The sequence below is a fragment of the Candidatus Eremiobacteraceae bacterium genome, assembly GCA_036511855.1.
Classification (GTDB): domain Bacteria; phylum Vulcanimicrobiota; class Vulcanimicrobiia; order Eremiobacterales; family Eremiobacteraceae; genus JABCYQ01.
The window spans coordinates 53,772-73,021 of record DATCBN010000050.1 but is presented as its reverse complement, the minus strand read 5'-3'; the positions used below and the strand labels follow the sequence as shown (position 1 = coordinate 73,021).

Sequence of the window (19,250 nt, the reverse complement as noted above, 5' to 3'; positions counted from 1 at the left end):
TCGATGCGGTCCGCGCGTGTTGTCGCCGGGGAGTCCGGGCTCGACCGGGACGTCCGCTGGGCCCACGTCATCGACATGCCCGAGCCGGCCCCTTGGGTCCGGCCCGGCCAATTGCTCCTTACCACCGGATTCGCGTGGCCTCCCAATGAGGCCGCGCAACGATCGCAGATCCGCACCCTGACTGATCGCGGCCTGGCCGCGATGGCGCTGGCGGTCCCCCGCTACCTCGAGCATTTCACCGACGCGGCGCGCGATGAAGCCGACCGCCGCGGATTGCCGTTGCTCGAAATCCCCTTCGACGTGCCGTTCGCGCAGATAACGGAAGAGTTGCATCGTGCGATCATCGCGGAACAGTACACGTTGCTGGAACGCTCCGAAGAGATCCACCGGGCGCTCACCCGGGGCGCGGCGAGCGGCACCAACCTCGATGATCTCGCGCGGTCGCTCGGTGAACTGATCAACCGCTCGGTGACCTTCGAAGACCCGACCGGAAAACTGCTCGCATTTTACGAGCATGGCACCGAGGACGACCCCGTGCGCCGCGAGACGCTTGAGCGCGCGCAGAGTCCGGCGATCATGCAGGAGACGATGGAGCGCACCGGACTGCTCGCCGGCGTTCTCGCAAGCGCAGGGCCGATGCGGATCCCGGCGATGCCGGACATCGGTCTGAGCGCGCGCGTGGTCTGCCCGATCCGGTTGGGCGACGAGCTCGTCGGTCTCGTCTGGATCATCGAAGGCGAGGTCAAACTGTCGGAGCTCGATAACCGGGCGGCCGAACATGCGGCGCTCGTCGCCGCACTCCACGTCGCGCACCAGCGCGAACTTTCCAGTATGGAATCGCGGCTCGGCTATGCGTCGTTTCTCTCGTTGCTGGAGGCGGAGGAAGACGACGCGCAGGCAGTGGAGCGGGCGCGCCTGCTCGGATTCGACCCGGGCGGCCTCCACCGCATCGGCATCGCCGTCATACCCGAACCCTTGCCGCTCACGCGCGAAGGTTTTCTGCGGCGCGAGCGGGCGGCGAGCGCGCTGCGGCACCGGCTGCAGACGGGCAGGCACCGGCCGCTTTTGACCACCTCGCTCAACTACGTCGCCTTCCTGCTGCCCGACGGCGTCGACATCACGGCCACGTGGCGCGCGCTCGGCGACGAGTCTATCACGGTCGTGCTCGGCAGAGCCTACACGGGCGCGCAAGGCGCGCGGCGCAGCTACCGGGAAGCGCAATCGCTGCTCAGCTACCGCGACGCTTCCAATATCCGGCGCTTCGAAGATGCGCTTGTTCCGCGCGTGCTCATGGGTGATGCCGGCGCTCGGACTGCGTTCATCGACGATCTCTTCGGACCGCTGCAGGTCCACAAAAACGGAGAGATGCTCAAACGGGTCCTACTGACCTACGCGCGCACCGGATTCAATTTCCGCCAAACGGCCGAGACGCTCGGCATCCATCCGAACACCCTTCGCTACCGGCTCAACCGCGCCGTCGAGATTTTGAAAATCAAGCTCGACGATTCAGAGATCCGATTTCGCTTCCAGCTTGCGACCAGAATCTTAGACTTTCTCCATAACAACTAGCCTGAAATTTGTCGCGGCCGAACATAGGCGAAGGGACCCGATGCGCGTACACTCAGAACCATACTCCGCCTTAACGCTTGCCGGGGGGATTGCTCGTGTTGTATAAACGCTTGGTCATCGCCATTGCGTTGTGCGCGTTGATCGCCGTACCGTCCGCACCCGCGGGCGCCGGCACAACGGGAACGCTGCGCGGCAGAGCGGTCGACGTCGCGTCGGGTGCGCCCATCGCGGCCGTGAAGATCTCGGCCTCATCGCCGTCTCAGTCCGAAACGGTCGTGACCGACACGAGCGGATTCTTCAGCTTCATATCGCTCAATCCCGATACGTACACCGTGACCGCGAGCAAGGACGGATATGATATCGCGACCCTGCAAGGCGTCACGGTCATCTCCGATCAGTCGCGCAGCGTCACGTTGAACCTCCAGCAAAAAGTTCGCACGCTCGCGACGGTGTCCACGAGAGCCACAGCGTCGCTCGTCCGGCCAGGAACGACCAGCGATGTGTACTCGATCAATGCGGCCGCACAGAAGGCGTCCGCGACGCTTGCCGGATCCGGTGGCCTCAATCAAGCGTACAGCGCGATCGCCAGCGCGCCCGGCGTCGTGTACCCGCAAGGACAGCAGGGCTGGAACCAAAGCGTGTTCATCCGCGGCGGCGATTACGATCAAGTAGCGTACGAAGTGGACGGCATCCCGGTCACCAGGCAATCCGACTCCGCAGCCGTGGCCACGCTCACGAGCCTGGGCAATCAAGAAGTTCAAGTGTACACCGGCGGCACGCCGGCTTCGGCCGACGCTTCCGGACTAGCCGGCTACGTGAATCAGGTCATCAAGAGCGGCACCTATCCGGGTTACGCCAATTTCATCGGCGGCATCGGTGGACCCACTCTGTACGACAAGGGGGTCTTCGAGTACGGCGGCGCCACGCCCGACCGCAACATGAGCTACTACATCGCCACCGCCGTCATCAGCCAAGCGTACCGTTACGCCAATCAGGACAACGGCGTGGGCAATCCGCTTTTCTTCTATCCACTGTACATCCCGTCGCACAACGGCAACGACGCGATCGACGTCAACGGAAATTCCTTCTGCGCCGTCGCGCCGTGCGTCTACGACGGGTCCGGTACGCCGATCTTCGCACCGGGCAATTCGAACGCGATCGGGCAGACCGTCGATCACGAAACGCTGCTTAATTTTCACTACAAAGTCGGCCACCACAACGACACCGGAAAAGACGACCTTCAAGTGCTGTATATGTACGGCGACATCTTGCAGAAATTCTACGGCTCCGAGGACGACCTTGGGCTTCTCAGCAACAACGGTTTCGCCGACACCACGTTCGGCGGCCCTATACCGTACTTCGATGGATTCGCATATGGCGGCCAGCTGATGGCCGCGCCCGACCCCAGCAAAGGATCGGTTGCGCTCTTCCCCAACTCGCCGCAAAACCGCGCGGGCTTCACCGACCTCTTGCCGGTGGCCGAACGAGAAGGTTCGGACAACGGCGTCGGGCTCACCAAGCTGCAATATCAACGCAACATCGACAGCAAGACCTATCTCCGTGTGTTCGGCTATTCACGGTACGCGTGGTGGTTCATCAGCGGTCCGGTGAGCGCGCAACAGACCTTCGGCGGGCAGTTGCCCGACTACGAAGTGATCGATCACACGTACGGCGGCAACCTGACGTTCTCGAAACAATTGAGCGAGAAGCACCTGATCAACCTCACGGCGTCGTATCAGACCGGTAAGCTGCAGACCGCATCGGCCGGCTTCTACAATTTCAGCTATTTTACGAATGCGCAGTCGAACTATATGGACAGCGGAGGCAACTGCTACAGCTTCACCACCGGGTTTCACACCAGTTGCTTCAATCCGACCGACGACCCCAACGGCAATCCAAACCTTGGGAATCCGACGTTCGGCAACATCACCGATATCACCAGCGGTCAGGCAAATGGTCTGACGCCAGGCACGGCGCCGCCCGGATCGCCCGCAGCGCTTGCGAACGCGCAATGGATCATGACCGAAAACGGCCGCAACGGCCAGGTGGACAACGTCGTGCCTTACACCACCGGATTGTCGGCGACCGACAACTGGCGGCCTAACGACAAACTGAACTTCACCATCGGCGTGCGGGTGGAGAATTACCGCTTCAAACTGCAGGACTTGGAAGCCGGGTATCCGGCGCGCGCGTTCTGGTTCCAAGCATTCGATCGCGAATTCTGCACCGATCCCGGGGTCGGGGCGCTGCAACGGACGATCGATCCCCTGACGGGCGTTGCTTCGCCGTGCCCGGCGGGCACGACGCCCTCAACCATGCACAACACCGCCGGCACAAGCGAATCGTTCACCGTGCCGCAACCGCGCTTCGCATTTTCGTATCAGTTCTCGCCGGATACGGTCGTGCGCGGGTCGTACGGGCGCTACGCGCGGCCGCCGTCGACCTCGTATCAAGAGTTCAACACGTTCCAGCAGAATCTGCCGGGATTCATCGGCCAGTTCGTCGGCTTCGGATACAACACGCCGGTGCACCCCGTGTATCCGGATACGTCGAACAATTTCGATCTTTCGCTTGAGGAGCACGTGCACGGCACGGACATGGCGTTCAAGATCACGCCGTTTTACCGGGCGACGCAGAATCAGCTTCAGAACATCGCCCTCAACGGCCAGGGCGTCGATGCCGGCATCAACACCGGGCACGCGAAGTCCACCGGCGTTGAATTCGCCTTCAACAAAGGCAGCTTCGACCACGACGGCATCGCGCTGCAGATCGCCGCGACGTGGACCCATACCACCGTCCAGTATGGCAACTTCCCGAACGGCAAGAACGTCATCGATCTGCTCAACAACAGCATCCGGGAATACAATTCGTTCACGTCCGCCGGCGGTGGCGCCGCGACGTATGATAACGGCGGCGTCATCGTGACCAATCCGTATTTCAATAACAGGCCGCAACCTTTGCTCGACCGCGAAGGCTACTACACGCCGTACGATCTGATCCCATCGCCGTTCAACGGCGCCATCGGCTACGATGTGCCGTTCACCGCCTCGGTCGTCGTCGGCTTCAAAGCCAACAAATTCACGGCGACGCCCACATTCACGTATAGCGCCGGCACTTGGTACGGCTCGCCGCTCGTGTGGCCGGGCTACAACCCGACGTCGTGCGCGGGCGTGACCAGCGGCACCATAGCCGACACCACCACGTGTTCGAGTTTCATCTTCATCCCGGACAAGTACACGGGCGTGTTCGACAACATGGGCGCGTTTCGCGAGCCGGCGCGGCTCACCGCGAATCTCGCGCTTGGTTACGACGTCACGCCGCGCGTCAAAGCCACGCTCACGTTGGCGAACTTGATCGACAGCTGCTCGCAGCGCGGCGAACCGTGGGATGCGCCGAATACCTGCGTCTACGCCCAGCTAGCGTCGAACTTGCTCGCTCCGGCCGGCAACTTCGTGGCGAACCCGCCCGCGCAGTTGAAATACCCGTACGGCAACTGGTACTACAATCAGCAAGTGGGTGCGGAAGGCCAGAAGATCCCGGTTCAGGCGACAGTGGAGATGACGTTCAAACTGTAGATCGCCTGGGCACCAATATGCACGCGAGGATCTGATGGCTCACTCACCCCTGACAGGCGCGCTGCGCCGGGCGCACGCGGCGTATCTATCGTCCTCGCAGACCGGGATGCCGGTCGACGAGATCGCGGAGATGCAGACGGCGCCGACATTGCCCCGCGGCGCATTCCTCGCAGGCGCGGGCGCCGCGCTCGCCGCTTCATCGGCGTGGCCGCTTCAAGCCGTCGCGAGCAGCGCGCCGCGGGTGGTGATCGTCGGCGCGGGCCTCGCCGGACTCACGTGCGCGTACCGGCTTCACCAAGCCGGCATCTCAGCAAGCGTCTACGAGGCGAACAGCGGCGTCGGCGGACGCACGTGGACGCTTCGCGACTTCTTCGACGATGGCCAGACCGTTGAGAACGGCGGCGAGTTCATCTCGAGCGAGCACACGGCCATCCGCAAGCTCGCAGCAGAATTGGGGCTCGAACTCGTGGACGTCCGGGCCGCACAAAAGCATGGCACGGAAGAGCTCTACTATGTGAGGGGCGAGCGCTACACGTTTAAGGAGATGTTGCGCGACTACGCCGAGGTGTATCCGAAGATCAAAGCGGCGGCGGACGCAGGCTATCCGTCGGTCTACAACCGCTACACGCCGGCCGGCAAGGCGCTCGATCTCATGTCGGCTCGCGAATGGATCGAAAAGAACATATCCGGCGGAACGTCATCGAAGATCGGTTGGCTGCTCGACCTCGACGCCACCACCGAAAACGGCGGCGAGGCATCGGCGCAGACCTCGCTCGAGCTCATCGGCATGCTCGGATACATGCCCAACTACAATCCCAAAGGCGGTTTCTATCTTGTGGGCACCGACGAGCGCTACTGCGTGATCGGCGGGAACGATCAGATCGCCGCGCGGCTGAACAAAAAATTGCCGGCAGGGGCGCTGCACGCCAACTCGGCGCTGATCGCGCTCGACAAGCGGACCGACGGATCGTACGTCTGCACGTTCGAATCTCACATGCAGACGTTCGACGTGAAAGCGGATCACGTCGTGCTTGCGCTGCCGTTTCGGACGCTGCGAAGGGTCGATCTCACGAAAGCCGGCTTTGACGCACGCAAGATGAAAGCGATCAATGAGTTAGAGCTCGGGACCAACACCAAGATCTACATGCAGTTCCACGGCAGGCCCTGGCTCGACGCTGGATACAACGGCTTCACGTATGCCGACACCGGCTATCAGCAGACGATCGATTCAAGCCGCGGCCAAACGGGAGCGAGCGGCATCCTCGAATTCTACACCGGCGGCAAGGTGGGTGCGTCGTTCGGGCCGGCATCGTTCGCGCCCGCGTCGCCCGACGTCGCACGCAAACAACTCGCAGGTTTGGAACCGCTCTATCCCGGCATCACGAAATCGTGGAACGGCAAAGCGTTCATGGATTATTGGACGGGCGACCGCTGGCACAAGGGATCGTACACATATTGGTCTGTCGGCCAATGCACGACCATCGCAGGCTACGAACGAGCGCGCCAGGCGAACGTGCATTTCTGCGGTGAGCACACGGCCGTCAACTTCCAGGGCTTCATGAACGGCGCGGTGGCCACGGGCGAGGCGGCCGCCGGCGAAATACTTGGTCACAGCGCCGCCGCGAGCGGCATTTAGGGTGGCCACCGAGGCGATCCGCGGCAACGCCGAATCGGGTCTGCGCCGCGACCGCCTCTCGCTTTGGGAAGTGACGGCGCAATCGGTCGCAAACGTCGCGCCCACCGCGACGCCTGCGCTGGTCGTGCCGGTCATCTTCGGATATACCGGCAACGGCACGTGGCTCGCGTACGTGTTCTCCACGATCGCGCTCGTGCTGGTCACGCTGAACGTCAACCAATTCGCGCGCCGCTCCGCATCGCCCGGATCGTTGTACACCTTTGTCGCTCAAGGCATGGGACCCGTCGGCGGCGTGATCACCGGATGGTCGCTCGTGATCGCCTACCTCATCATCGGCGGCTCGGTGGTCGCGGCATTTGCGAACTACATCTCCGTGCTGGCCCAAGCCGCGGGTCTCGGACAAGACGTGTCCGTCGTCGCGCTTCTCGCCATTCTCGCGGGTGGATTTGGCGCGTGGTACGTCGCGTACCGAGACATAAAGCTCTCGGCGCAGTTGATGCTCGTACTCGAATTCGCATCGGTCGGCTTGATCCTTGTATTGGTCGCCGCGTATTTTCTCAAGAGCGGCCGGGTTATCGATCCGGCCCAGCTGACGTTGAGCGGCATGAACGCCGCCGGTTTCCGGCAGGGGCTTGTGCTCGCCGTCTTCAGCTACGTGGGTTTCGAGAGTGCCACCGCGCTCGGGCACGAAGCAAAAGATCCGCTGCGGACGATACCGCGTGCGGTCATGGGCACCGTCATCGCGGTGGGCGTGCTGTTCATCCTCACGTCGTACACGCTGGTGATGGCATTCCACGGCCAGGCGACGCCACTCGACCAGGCCAATGCGCCGCTCAGCATCCTCGCAAGGCTCGCGGGCATTCCCGCGTTCGGCATCGTCATCGCTGCCGGCGCGGCCACCAGTTTCTTCGCATGCATCTTGGCATGCATCAATTCGGGTTCGCGCGTCTTGTTCGCGATGGCGCGCCACGGATTGTTCCACGAATCCGCCGGCAACGTCCACGAGAGTCATGCCACGCCGCATATCGCGGTGAGCCTCTCGTCGCTCATCGTGCTCGCAGTGCCGCTTGCCATGTACTTGCGCCACACGGCGCTCATCGATATCTTCGGCTATCTCGGATCGATCGGTACGCTCGCCGTGCTGTTCGCGTACGTCTTGGTCTCCGTCGCGGCGCCGATCTACTTGCGCAAGCGCGGCGAATCGACCGTCAGCGCGATATCGATCGCCGCGATAACGGTGCTCGCGCTCGCGTTGCCTATCGTCGCCAGTTTCTGGCCGGTCCCGGCCGCGCCATACAACGTTCTACCGTATGTCTTGCTCGGGCTGCTTGTGATCGGCTCGGCGCGCTTCATCTATCTTGCGATCGCAAGACCGGCGGTCATCCGCGCGATCCAAGCCGATTTGCAGGCGCAGAACGAATCCTCATAGGGCCGCCGCCGCCGCACACGTAAATCATCGCGCATGCCAAGCGCTGAGATCATAACCATCGGCACCGAGATGCTGCTCGGGCAGCTCGTGGACACCAACACCGCCATTATCGCACGCGCGCTCGCCGACATCGGCGTCGATGTCCGCCGGGAGACTTCCGTCGGCGACAATGAAGCAAGCATCGCGGCCGCGGTCTCCGAGGCGATCGCCCGAGCCGAAATCGTCGTATGCGCCGGTGGGCTCGGCCCAACCGTCGACGACATGACTCGCAAGGCCATCGCAGCAGCGGTCTCCCGGCCGCTTGTCTGCGACGCCGAAAGCCTACGTCATCTAGAGTCGATGTTCTCGCGGCTCAAGCGCCCGATGACCGAGAACAATTTGGTGCAGGCATATTTTCCGGAGGGCGCCGAGCCGTTGCCCAATCCCAACGGCAGCGCTCCCGGATTTGTCGTGGAGCGCGAGGGCCGTGCGGTCCTTGCGTTGCCCGGTCCGCCGCGCGAGTTGCAGCCCATGCTGCAGGATCATGCGATACCGTGGATCGAGCGACGCTTTGCGCCAAACGCAGTGCTCGTGACGCGCGTGCTGCGCACCGCCGGGCTCGGCGAATCGGATCTCGACTCGCGCATCGCCGATCTTTTCCGCGAGCAGAAAAATCCGAGCATCGCGGTTCTGGCCCATCCCGGTTTGGTGGACGTGAAAATCACTGCGAAGGCGGCGACGCGCGAAGAAGCCGCGACGATGATCGGCGCGCTCGAGCCGCTCGTGCGCGAACGCCTCGGCGACTGCGTCTACGCGATGGACGGCGGCACGTTGGAAAGCGTTGCCGGCGAGATGCTTCTCCTGCACGGCTGGACGCTCGCGGTCGGTGAGTCGTGCACTGGTGGATCGCTTGCGGCGGCGATCACGTCGATACCCGGAGCATCGTCATATTTCCGCGGTGGCGTGGTGGCGTATGACAACGAGGCGAAGCGCCGCCTGCTCGACGTCGAGCCGGACTTGATCGAGCGGCATGGAGCCGTCAGCGAAGAAGTCGCAGGCGCGATGGCGCTTGGCGCGAGAGCAGCGCTGCGCGCGGACGTCGGCATTTCCATCACCGGCGTTGCGGGTCCAGACGGCGGCACACCGGAAAAGCCGGTGGGTCTCGTCTTTATCGGTCTGGCGCTGCCCGACGGCTCGATGACGATCAAGCGCTTGGACTGGCCCGCCTCGCGCGACGGGATTCAACGCCGCGCTGTCGTCACAGCGCTCACCATGCTTTGGCGCGCCTTGCGCTAGTCGCTGATAGTCGGAGCGGAAATGCGCACGGTCTAGCGCGAATTCATAGACCAACGGGACATGGCTCTCGCTTGGCTGCGAAGCCGCCGGGCCCCGAACATAAGCGGGTCTAGTAACGTATTCATGGCGAAGGCCCGATGATATTCATTGAAGATGCAATCGCTACGAGGGGGAACTGCATGTCCGCCGTCCGCAATCCAAAATTCATTTCTGCTTCGTTCATAGTCGCCGCCGCCGTCTCGCTTGCCGCGTGCAGCGGTGGAGGCAGCACGACCCCAGGCCCCACCCCGAGGCCGAGCGTGAGCCCCGGAATCTGCACCACCGGTCAATCCGCCACACGCCGCACGATCAACGTGGACGGCCGGACGTACGTCATGGCGAGCATGTCGAAGAGCGGTCTGCAGAAGTGGGTTCCCGGCAAGATCTACGTGCGGTTCGCGTCCTCCACTTTTCACCAGGCAACCTCGAACGCGCTGCAGTCGCTGCGTGCGTTGCCGGACGGGCAGATGGATCGCGCCGGATTCCAAGTGTTCGACATCCCCGTCGGACAAGATGTCGATGACGCCGTTGCCGCGATGCGGGGACAGACCGGCGTGATCCGAGCCGGCAAATTAGCCGTACGCTATCCGCAATTCTTGCCCAACGACCAACGCTTCGACAACATCGAGCAGTGGGCGCTTTTCCAGATCAACATGCCGAGCGCTTGGGACATCACCAAAGGCTCGGCGAACGTGCATATCGCCATCATCGACACCGGCTACGATCAAGCCAACACCGACGTCGCGTCGAAGGTCGACCTTTCGGCGGTCTTCGTCACCGGATCCCCCAACTCGTCGCCGGAAGATTGCGACGGGCACGGGACCAACGTGAGCGGCATCGCCGCGGCCGTCACAAATAACGGCATAGGCGTCGCAGGCGTGGGCGATAACGTTCATCTTCTCGAAGCGCGCGTCTTTCCGTACGGCAACAATCCATCCGCAGGCGAGAACGACATCGCGAACGGCATCAATTGGGCTGTCGCGCATGGCGCGGACGTCATCAACTTGAGTCTCGGTTCGCCGTCCGACGATCCGGGCGGACCCGAAGACGTCGCCGTCGCAAACGCCCTCACGGCGGGCGTCATCGTGGTGGCCGCTGCGGGCAACGACAGCAATTACACAGCGATCGATTTTCCGGCGGCTCTGACGGGTGTGATCTCGGTCGGCGCGACGTCGTTGAACGATCATGGTAACCCCAATCAACCGGCCGGCGCCACCGAATACGTCGCGGCCTACTCCAACTTCAGCTCGCATCTCGACGTCGTGGCGCCAGGCGGCGACCCCGACCAGAATCAACAGAATTGCACGCCGGGCACTGCAGGCTGCCCCGACTACCTGCAGTGGATTCTCGGTCTATACTCCGGAGACGCCGCCGGTGCGACCGGACCGCAGCCCGACTTGGCGCTGTTCGCCGGCACGTCTCAGGCCACACCGCACGTGTCCGGACTGGCGGCGCTGATGGTGAGCAAAGCGGAAGCCGACGGTTTAACGCTGACTCCGCAAAATGCGCGCAGCCTGATCAAGCTGCATGCGGATTTGATCAGCGACCCGCATCAGGGAAGCGGCCGGATAAACGCTCAGGCGACTCTGAACGCGTCGCCCTGAGGAGTCCGAGTCCGGTCGCAAACATTAAGGCCGCCGCCCAGCGCTGACTAAAAAAGTCCCTTGCGCTGGGGGCGGTGCTTGTGTATAGTTACGTCGTGAACAAAGACAACGCCCGCCTTACGGCGGGCGCCTCTAAGTAATGTCCCAGCGCAGTTTGGCCCGGGTCCTCGGCCTGGGCGATCTTTCGATATTGGCGTCGGCCAGCATGGCGCCCGCGTATTCCATCGCCACCACGTTCGGCGTCATGATCGCGGCAGCGGGCGCCGGCGCTCCGCTCGCGCTGCTCGTGCTCGCCATCCCCGTCGCATTCATCGCGCTCTCGTTTCATCGCCTGTGCGCAGCGCGCCCCGACGCGGGCTCCACCTACGCGTGGTCGCGCATCGTATTCGGCCGCACTGCCGGCGCGTTTTCGGCGTGGATCGTCGTTCTTTCGTACTTCTTCGGCGCTGTGGCGGCAGTCGTTCCGGCGGGAACCTATACGCTGGAACTCCTTTCCGATCCGCACATCCATCTGGTGCCGGCGAGCCTCGTGGTGCAGCCTGCCGCGGTCGCGGTGGCCGGCGGCCTCTGGGTGGTCGGCGCAAGCATCTTGCTGATCGGCGGCGTCAAGCCCACCGCCAACGCATCGGGTCTGTTCCTTTGGCTCGAGATCGCCGCCTTGCTCTTGTTCGTCGGACTGGCGTTCGCGCATCCGGTCGCGCAGCACGCAGCGATTCGCACATCGCTGTTCACGCTGGGCCCGCTCGGCATGGCGGGATTCGCCGGCGCCATGGTCTCGGCCATCTGGGTGATCGACGGTTGGGAAGTCTCGAGCTGCACGTCTGAGGAAGGTAAGGGCACTTCGAAAGATCCCGGCAAAGGCGGCCTCATCGGGCTGGTCTTCACCACATCGTTGACGCTGTTGTGCATGGTGGCGTTCATGCGCATCGGTCCGCTTCAAGCATTTGCCAGCCATGCCGACGACACGCTGGCCTACGTCGCCGCGCAATTAGGCGGCGGCTACTTCACCGATGTGATGGTGGTGATCGTGCTGCTGTCCACCGGCGCCACGCTGTGGACCACACAACTCGGTCTATCGCGCATCGCGTTTTCGATGGCTCGCGACCGGCTGTTCCCGCGCGTCCTCACCGACGTGCATCCGCAATTCGGCACGCCGCACATCAGCATCGCCGCCATCAACGTCGGTGTGCTCGTCGTCACGCTCTTGACGGGCTTCGCGCCCAATGTCTACGCACAGTGGATTTACGTCTTGGACACGGAGACGTTTGTGCTGGGGCTCACGTTTATCATCACCGGACTCGCGTGCGCCACCTACTTCCTTCGCGAAGGCGCGCGGCCAACCGATCTCACCCGAGTCGTGCTGCCGCTGCTCGGCGTCGCGGCCATCGTGGCTTTGCTCGCGATCAACTTCGCGAGCTTGGCTCCCAACGTGCAATGGCTAGCAGTGGGGGCCGTCGTTGCCGGCCTGTTCTACGCGGCGGCCATGCGCCGCCGGCTCGTTCCCGTCGAGCAGCGACCCGCGGCCTGACTGTTTTTCACGCGCTGACATTCCGATAATACGACTATAGGGTTATGGGTGAGCGACCCGTACTAGGGCAAGCATCGCTTGCCCAAAAATGGGTGAGCGCTGCTCACCCTCCTACAGGGTCGGCAAAGCGAAGGAGATTCTGGGATGCTCTCGGTGCTGGCATTGACCGCGATGATCGCTGCGTATGGTCCGGCTCCGTCGGACGCTTCATCCGCGTCGCCGGCGCCGCAAACGACGCCATACACGACCGTGACACCAGCGCCATTGCCCGGCGAACTTACATCGGCCACACCGATGCCCTTGCCGGCCCCGGCGCCCGTACCGACGCCCGTTCTCAACGCATTCGATAGCGTGACGCTCGGCGACGCTCCGGCCGCCGTGAAGAAAAATCTCGGCAAGCCGTTCGAGATCGATCCGGTGAACATCGGCGAGATGTGGCGCTACAATGCGGACGGCGGCAACGCGCGGCTCTCGGTCATCTTCGGCAACAGCGGGGCGTTGAGCATCACCTTGAGCACGCGCACCGGAAAGAAATCCACTTTCGCAGATCCATACGGCGTCGTGCTCGGCATGACCGTCGATCAACTGACTTCGTTGCGAGGCCAGCCGGTGACGGTTGCGGACAACGGCAATCGAGCGTATGGCGATCTCGCCGGCGTGCGATGGGTTTACGGATTCGACAGCGGGCTGATAACCGACATCAACGTCTCGCAGCAAGTGGGCACGCCGTCAATAGCGGCGCCGTCTTCGATCGATGTCAGCCTCGGCCACGACGGATCCACTCCCGAACTCGCGATCGTCGTCAACGCAGCGACGAGCGGAGCTGGAACAGACCTGGAGTATGGGTACATCAACGGCCTCAGGTGCGCGTTGGGCGGAACCTGGAACGTGATCACGCAGACGACCATGGCGCTCGGCGCGAAGTGGATCGACACGTTCGATGTGACCTGTTCGACGGACAAATCCACGGAAAAGCTCTACTTCGATGTGACGTCCTACGCCGGCAAGTGAACAGGCGCCCACCTCATCCTCGCAGAATCAGCTACCTAGCCCCCTGAAATTTACGCCGAACGCAACTCGGCGCAAGCAGCGGCTTCCGTGCGGAGGTTTTGCGATGGCGCGCCCCATGACCATGACTGAGAAGATCCTCGCCGCCCACGCGGGCAAGAGCTCGGTGGCGCCGGGCGACATCATATCCATCGAGCTCGATCTCGTGATGGCGAACGAGCTGTCGGCGGCGGTGGCGATCACCGAGTTTCGCAAGATAAAAGGCGCGACCAAAGTGTGGAACCGGTCGAAGATCGCACTCGTGCCCAGTCACTTCACCCCGAACAAGGACATCGCAACGGCCACCTTGTCGAAGATGATGCGCGACTTCGCCACCGAGCACGACATCGAGCACTACTTCGAAGTCGGACGCGGTGGCATCGAACACGTCGTGCTGCCCGAAAACGGCATGGTCGGACCGGGCGAGACGATCATCGGCGGCGACAGCCACACCACCACATACGGCGGCATCGGCGCGTTCGCCACGGGCGTGGGATCCACCGACATCGCAGCCGCGTTCGCCACCGGAGAGATGTGGCTGCGCGTGCCGCACGCGATCAAGATCGTCTTCGAAAACGGCCTCCGCAAATATGTCTCGGGCAAAGACCTGATCCTGCGCGCGATCAACGAGCTCGGCGTGGACGGCGGCACGTATGCCGCGCTTGAATTCACCGGCCCCGCTCTCAAAGAGCTGTCGATGAGCGGACGCTTCACGATGGCGAACATGTCCATCGAAGCGGGCGCCAAAAACGGCATCTTCCCCGTCGATGCCACCACTGAAGCCTATTGCGCGGCGGTCGGCAAGAAGAACTACACCATCTACCACGCCGACAGGGATGCGGAGTACACGCAGACGGTCGTCATCGACTGCGCGAACATCGAGCCTCAGGTAGCCATACCGTGGCTGCCCGACAACACGCGCAACGCGTCGGATCTGCACGACATCACCGTTCATCAAGCGGTGATCGGCACGTGCACGAACGGACGCATAGAAGACATGCGGCAGGCGGCGGAGATCCTCAAAGGCCGCAAGATCCATCCGTCCGTGCGCGCCATCGTCATCCCCGGCAGCCAAAAAGTGTACATGCAATGCATCAAGGAGGGTCTCGTCGAGTCCTTCATCGAGGCGGGCTGCGTCGTTTCCACGCCAACCTGCGGACCGTGCGTCGGCGGCCACATGGGCGTCCTCGCGGACGGCGAACGCTGCATCTCGACGACCAACCGCAACTTCCGCGGCCGCATGGGCCACGTGAAGAGCGAAGTCTATCTCACCGGACCATACGTGGCCGCTGCTTCCGCTGTGGCAGGCTACATCTGCGGGCCCGAAGAGATCACGGAAAAGGTGCCTGCATGATCCTCAAAGGCACGGCGCACAAGTACGGCAAGAACGTCGATACGGACGTCATCATCCCGGGCCGCTATTGCAATCTCATCGATCCCGTCGAATTGGGCAAACACGCGCTCGAAGACCTCGACACAAATTTCGTGAAGAAGGTGAAGCCCGGCGACCTCATCGTGGCCGACACGAATTTCGGATGCGGTTCGTCGCGTGAAGTGGCCGCGGTGGCGCTCAAAGGCGCCGGCGTGTCCGGCGTCGTGGCGAAATCGTTCGCCCGGATATTCTATCGCAACGCGATCAACACCGGTTTGCCGATCTTCGAGTGCGTCGAAGGCGTGGACGGGATCTCCGACGGTGACACGATCACAGTTGACGCGGTGAACGGTATGATCACGAACGAGACCACCGGAAAGAATTATAAAGCCACGCAGATGCCGCCGTTCATGCGCGAGCTCATCGCGATGGGCGGTCTCTTGCGCTACGTGGAAAAACGGCTCGTCGAGAAATCTTCCGTTAAATAGTAGGGTGAGCAACGCTCACCCAATGGGCAAGCGATGCTTGCCCTAATACGGTCGGCCCCTACAAAAGAACTGAGGGTACAGACGCGTGGCAAAAACCTACACCATTGCCGTCATCCCCGGCGACGGCGTCGGTCCTGAAGTAGTCGACGAAGGACTTAAAGTTCTCGCCAAAGCGGCGGAACTTTTCAATTTCTCGTACTCGACCAAGGTCTACCCGTTCGGCGCCGACCACTATTTGGCCACCAAAGAGTTCATGCCCGACGGCCAGCTCGACGAATTTCGAACGATGGACGCGATTCTGCTCGGCGCCATCGGCGATCCGCGTCTGCCGGCCGGCCTCGTCGAGCGCGGCGTGATCGCCGCCACGCGCTTTGGCCTCGATCTGTACATCAATCTGCGACCTATCAAGTTGTACGCCGAGCATCTCTGCCCGCTCAAGGACAAAAAACCGGAAGACATCGACATGGTCGTGGTCCGGGAGAACACCGAGGATCTCTACACCGGGATCGGCGGCCACTTCAAGAAGGGCACGCCAGACGAGGTCGTGATCGGCAATCAGATATTCACCCGAAAGGGCGTCGAGCGGGCGGTGCGCTACGCGTTCGATCTCTCGCGCGCGCGGGCCAAGAAGAAGAAGCTGACGCTCGTGGACAAGGCCAACGCCATCGAGATACAGCAGTTGTGGCGCCGCACTGTGGAGGAAGTCGGCCAAGAATATAAAGACATCGAGTACGATTTCGCCTACATCGACGCGGCGTGCATGTGGATGGTGAAGAATCCTGAGTCGTTCGACGTGATGGTGGCGCCGAATCTTTTCGGCGATATCATCACCGATCTGGGCGCCATGATCCAAGGCGGCATGGGCGTGGCCGCGTCGGGGAATATCCACCCCGGCAAGGTCTCACTGTTCGAGCCCATCCACGGCTCAGCGCCTAAATACAAGGGCAAGAACGTCGTGAGCCCCGTCGCCGCGATCGCCGCAGTGGGCATGATGCTCGACTACCTCGGTGAGAAGCAAGCGGCCGACGCCATCGAGGCGACTATCGCGTCGCTCCTGGCCACCAAGCGCATTCCCTCCCTCGACGCTTCGAGCGGTCTCAAGACGAACGAAATCGGCGACTTGGTAGCTTCGACACTCGCATCCTAGGCCCACGGTCCCGTAACAGCCCGGCGCGAATCGGGTCATACGCTACGGGGAAAGCGCGGCTGCAGCCGCCGCTGCTACCATGGAGAATATGACGCAATCGGACGCCGTCTTGGCGGTTGGAATCGAGTCGGTTCGCATCGCCGTGCCGGCTGCGCGGTCTTTGCACAGGCGCGGCATCGCCGTGGATTTCGCCACGATCGGCGCTGCCGAGAAACGCGTGCGGTCGCGCGCGGTCCGCGCCACATACGGTCTTCCCAATTGCGCGACGAGTCAGCCTGAGTTCGCCTCGGCTCTGCTGAAGCTCGTCGAGAAGCATCGCTACAGCGCGGTCCTTCCGCTCAGCGATCGAGCGTTGGTCGCCGTCGGGCCCATCGATGCGGCACTGCGGGAACGGACCACGCTCATGTGTCCGCCGCCGCACATCGTCGACCGCGTGCTGGACAAGTCGCAGACGGTCGCACTCGCGCGCGGATGTGGTGTTCGGGTTCCCGAGTCGTATGTCGTGAGGGACCTCGCTGAGCTCGACGCGATGCGGTCGAGCTTGAAGTTTCCGCTCATCGCGAAAGGCAAGAGCCGCCATCATCTCGTGGGATTCAAGGTCGCCTATTTCCGAACGTTTGACGACCTCCGCGGACGATCGGCTGCCGATCCCGCATTCTTGCCGAACGTCTTGCTGCAGGAATACGTCGGCGGCGACGGTCTCTTATTCGCGGTCCTGATGGATCGTGGTTCGGCGCTCTCCGTATTCCAGCACCGGCGTTTGACGGAACTGCCGGCGAGCGGCGGCGTCGGCGTGTCGTATATCTCCGAGCCGCCCGATCCCGCGATCACCGCGCAGGCGCTCGCGATCCTGCGCGCCGTCGAGTGGAACGGCATGTGCTGCGTCGAATTCCGCCACGATCGTGTGACGGGCGACCTCTGGCTCCTTGAGGTGAACGGCCGAAACTGGGGAGCGCTGACGTCAGCGCTCGCGTGTGGTCTGGACCTGCCCTTTTATCACTGGCAGTTGACGCGCGGCATCGAGCCTGCGATTCCTGCGACATACCCGAGCGGCGTTCGCGTCAGGTGGCTTGCCGGCGACGTGGCCCGCCTGCGCGGGATATTCAACGGATCGGGTACCAAGGGCTTGACCAAGTTCTCGAAGTGGCGCGAAACCCTCCGCTTCGTCGCCGACTTCGATGCGCGGATACACATCGCGCCGTGGTCGGCCTCGGACCCGTTGCCGGCCATCTACGAGCTTTGGTATGCGGTGCGCGGGCCGCGCTGGCGTACACTCGCATGACAAAGACGACGCTCGTCCTCGGCGCCGCGCCGCGCGTCGCGGTACCCATCGCGAGGTCGCTGCATGGGCTCGGCGTGCCGTGCATCGTGGGTACGTTCTCGCCGAAAAACAGCGCGCTTGGATCGAATGCAGTCCTGCGCACCGTGCGCTTGCCCCATCCGGCGGACGGCGCCGCTTTCATCACCGCGCTGACATCGCTCATCGAGTCGGAGAGCATCGACGCGATCTTCCCCGGATCCGATCTCGCCATGGGCGGCATCGGCGATCACTACGAACGTTTGGCCAAACTCGTCTATCCCGGTTGTCCGCCGCCCGACGTCATGCGCGGCGCGTTCGAAAAGCGCCGCACCTTCGAAGCTGCGAGCGCGTGCGGCATCGAACTGCCGCGTTCGTATATCGCTGGCACGGTCGCCGAGCTTGACGAACTTCGTGGCGAAATACTTTTTCCGGTCATCGCCAAACGGCGCAGCGCAGCGGTCGCCGGCGATTTCAAGATCCGCCACTACTTCTCGTTTGAAGCCCTCCGAGCGGACTATCTGGCTTATCCGTCGATGGGCGCGGAGACCATTCTTCAAGACTACGACGGGGGCGAAGGCGTCGGGCTTGTGGTCATCGTCCGGGGTGGCCAAGTGCTTGCCCCATTCCAGTATCGAAGTCGTCGAGAGCTTCCGACCACCGGCGGCGTCAGCTGCGTCGTGGAGTCCGAAAAGCTCGATGATGAGCTCTTCGCAAGAACCGTCTCGATGTTGCGGGCGCTGCGCTGGGAAGGCATCGCGATGGTCGAGTTCATGCGCGATCGATCGACGCGGCGCTGCACGTTCCTCGAATTGAACGGCCGGTATTGGGGCTGTCTTGCGCTCGCGATGCAATCCGGATTTGACTACCCTGCATACGAGTGGCGCCTCGCGCACGGACAAGATCCAAATATCCCCGGCAGCTATCGCGTCGGCGTTCGCTCGCGCTGGACTGGCGGTGTGATTCGTCGTCTCGGCGCTGTGGGCGGCGAGGCGCACCGGCGACTCGTCGGCACGAGCCGGCTGCAAGAAGTATTCGTCACCGCTTTGGAGTTCATGCCGCCGGCGCGCTCCGCGCTGTGGTCGTGGCGCGATCCGGTGCCGGCGATCTGGGATGGTGCGGCCGCGTCGGCAGGCGTGATCCGCGATCTCTGGGAATCGATGGCGCGACGCTTTGGACGCCGCAAGGTCGCGACCGTGACGGCGCGGATGCGAGGCGCCAGCGTTCGTCTCTAGAGGGGTCCT

Annotated in this window: 13 protein-coding genes; all 13 read left to right on the top strand. The window is 62.9% G+C overall.

The window, feature by feature from the left end; genetic code table 11:
- Nucleotides 1-1,569, top strand: a 1,569-nt coding sequence (locus tag VII69_07685) for a PucR family transcriptional regulator ligand-binding domain-containing protein (GenBank protein HEY5094977.1), incomplete at its 5' end; no start/stop codon positions are given.
- Between the two features lie 95 nt (nucleotides 1,570-1,664).
- Complete coding sequence (locus VII69_07680; protein HEY5094976.1) at nucleotides 1,665-5,144, top strand: TonB-dependent receptor; 3,480 nt, start codon at nucleotides 1,665-1,667, stop codon at nucleotides 5,142-5,144.
- A 34-nt stretch (nucleotides 5,145-5,178) separates the two neighbouring features.
- A complete protein-coding gene (locus VII69_07675; protein ID HEY5094975.1) occupies nucleotides 5,179-6,780 on the top strand; it encodes an NAD(P)/FAD-dependent oxidoreductase in 1,602 nt (533 codons plus the stop codon).
- A gap of 1 nt (nucleotide 6,781) precedes the next feature.
- Entirely contained in the window at nucleotides 6,782-8,209 is a 1,428-nt protein-coding gene (locus tag VII69_07670) for an APC family permease (protein HEY5094974.1), read from the top strand.
- A 33-nt stretch (nucleotides 8,210-8,242) separates the two neighbouring features.
- Nucleotides 8,243-9,484 carry a competence/damage-inducible protein A gene (locus VII69_07665; GenBank protein ID HEY5094973.1) on the top strand — a complete coding sequence of 414 codons (1,242 nt, stop codon included), beginning with the start codon at nucleotides 8,243-8,245 and terminating at the stop codon, nucleotides 9,482-9,484.
- A gap of 179 nt (nucleotides 9,485-9,663) precedes the next feature.
- Nucleotides 9,664-11,127: a S8 family serine peptidase gene (locus tag VII69_07660; protein ID HEY5094972.1), complete on the top strand. Its 1,464-nt coding sequence runs from the start codon at nucleotides 9,664-9,666 to the stop codon at nucleotides 11,125-11,127.
- Between the two features lie 139 nt (nucleotides 11,128-11,266).
- Entirely contained in the window at nucleotides 11,267-12,655 is a 1,389-nt protein-coding gene (locus tag VII69_07655; protein HEY5094971.1) for an APC family permease, read from the top strand.
- A gap of 144 nt (nucleotides 12,656-12,799) precedes the next feature.
- Complete coding sequence (locus tag VII69_07650; protein ID HEY5094970.1) at nucleotides 12,800-13,666, top strand: hypothetical protein; 867 nt, start codon at nucleotides 12,800-12,802, stop codon at nucleotides 13,664-13,666.
- 115 nt (nucleotides 13,667-13,781) lie between these two features.
- Nucleotides 13,782-15,056 (top strand): 3-isopropylmalate dehydratase large subunit, encoded by a 1,275-nt coding sequence (gene leuC / locus VII69_07645; protein HEY5094969.1) that lies wholly within the window; start codon nucleotides 13,782-13,784, stop codon nucleotides 15,054-15,056.
- Nucleotides 15,053-15,562, top strand: coding sequence for a 3-isopropylmalate dehydratase small subunit (locus VII69_07640; protein ID HEY5094968.1), 510 nt, complete (start codon nucleotides 15,053-15,055; stop codon nucleotides 15,560-15,562). The genes leuC and VII69_07640 overlap by 4 nt, the downstream gene beginning before the upstream one ends.
- A gap of 85 nt (nucleotides 15,563-15,647) precedes the next feature.
- Nucleotides 15,648-16,709, top strand: coding sequence for a 3-isopropylmalate dehydrogenase (locus VII69_07635; GenBank protein ID HEY5094967.1), 1,062 nt, complete (start codon nucleotides 15,648-15,650; stop codon nucleotides 16,707-16,709).
- A 79-nt stretch (nucleotides 16,710-16,788) separates the two neighbouring features.
- Complete coding sequence (locus tag VII69_07630; protein ID HEY5094966.1) at nucleotides 16,789-17,991, top strand: hypothetical protein; 1,203 nt, start codon at nucleotides 16,789-16,791, stop codon at nucleotides 17,989-17,991.
- A complete protein-coding gene (locus VII69_07625) occupies nucleotides 17,988-19,241 on the top strand; it encodes a hypothetical protein (GenBank protein ID HEY5094965.1) in 1,254 nt (417 codons plus the stop codon). The genes VII69_07630 and VII69_07625 overlap by 4 nt, the downstream gene beginning before the upstream one ends.
- Nucleotides 19,242-19,250 lie beyond the last annotated feature (9 nt).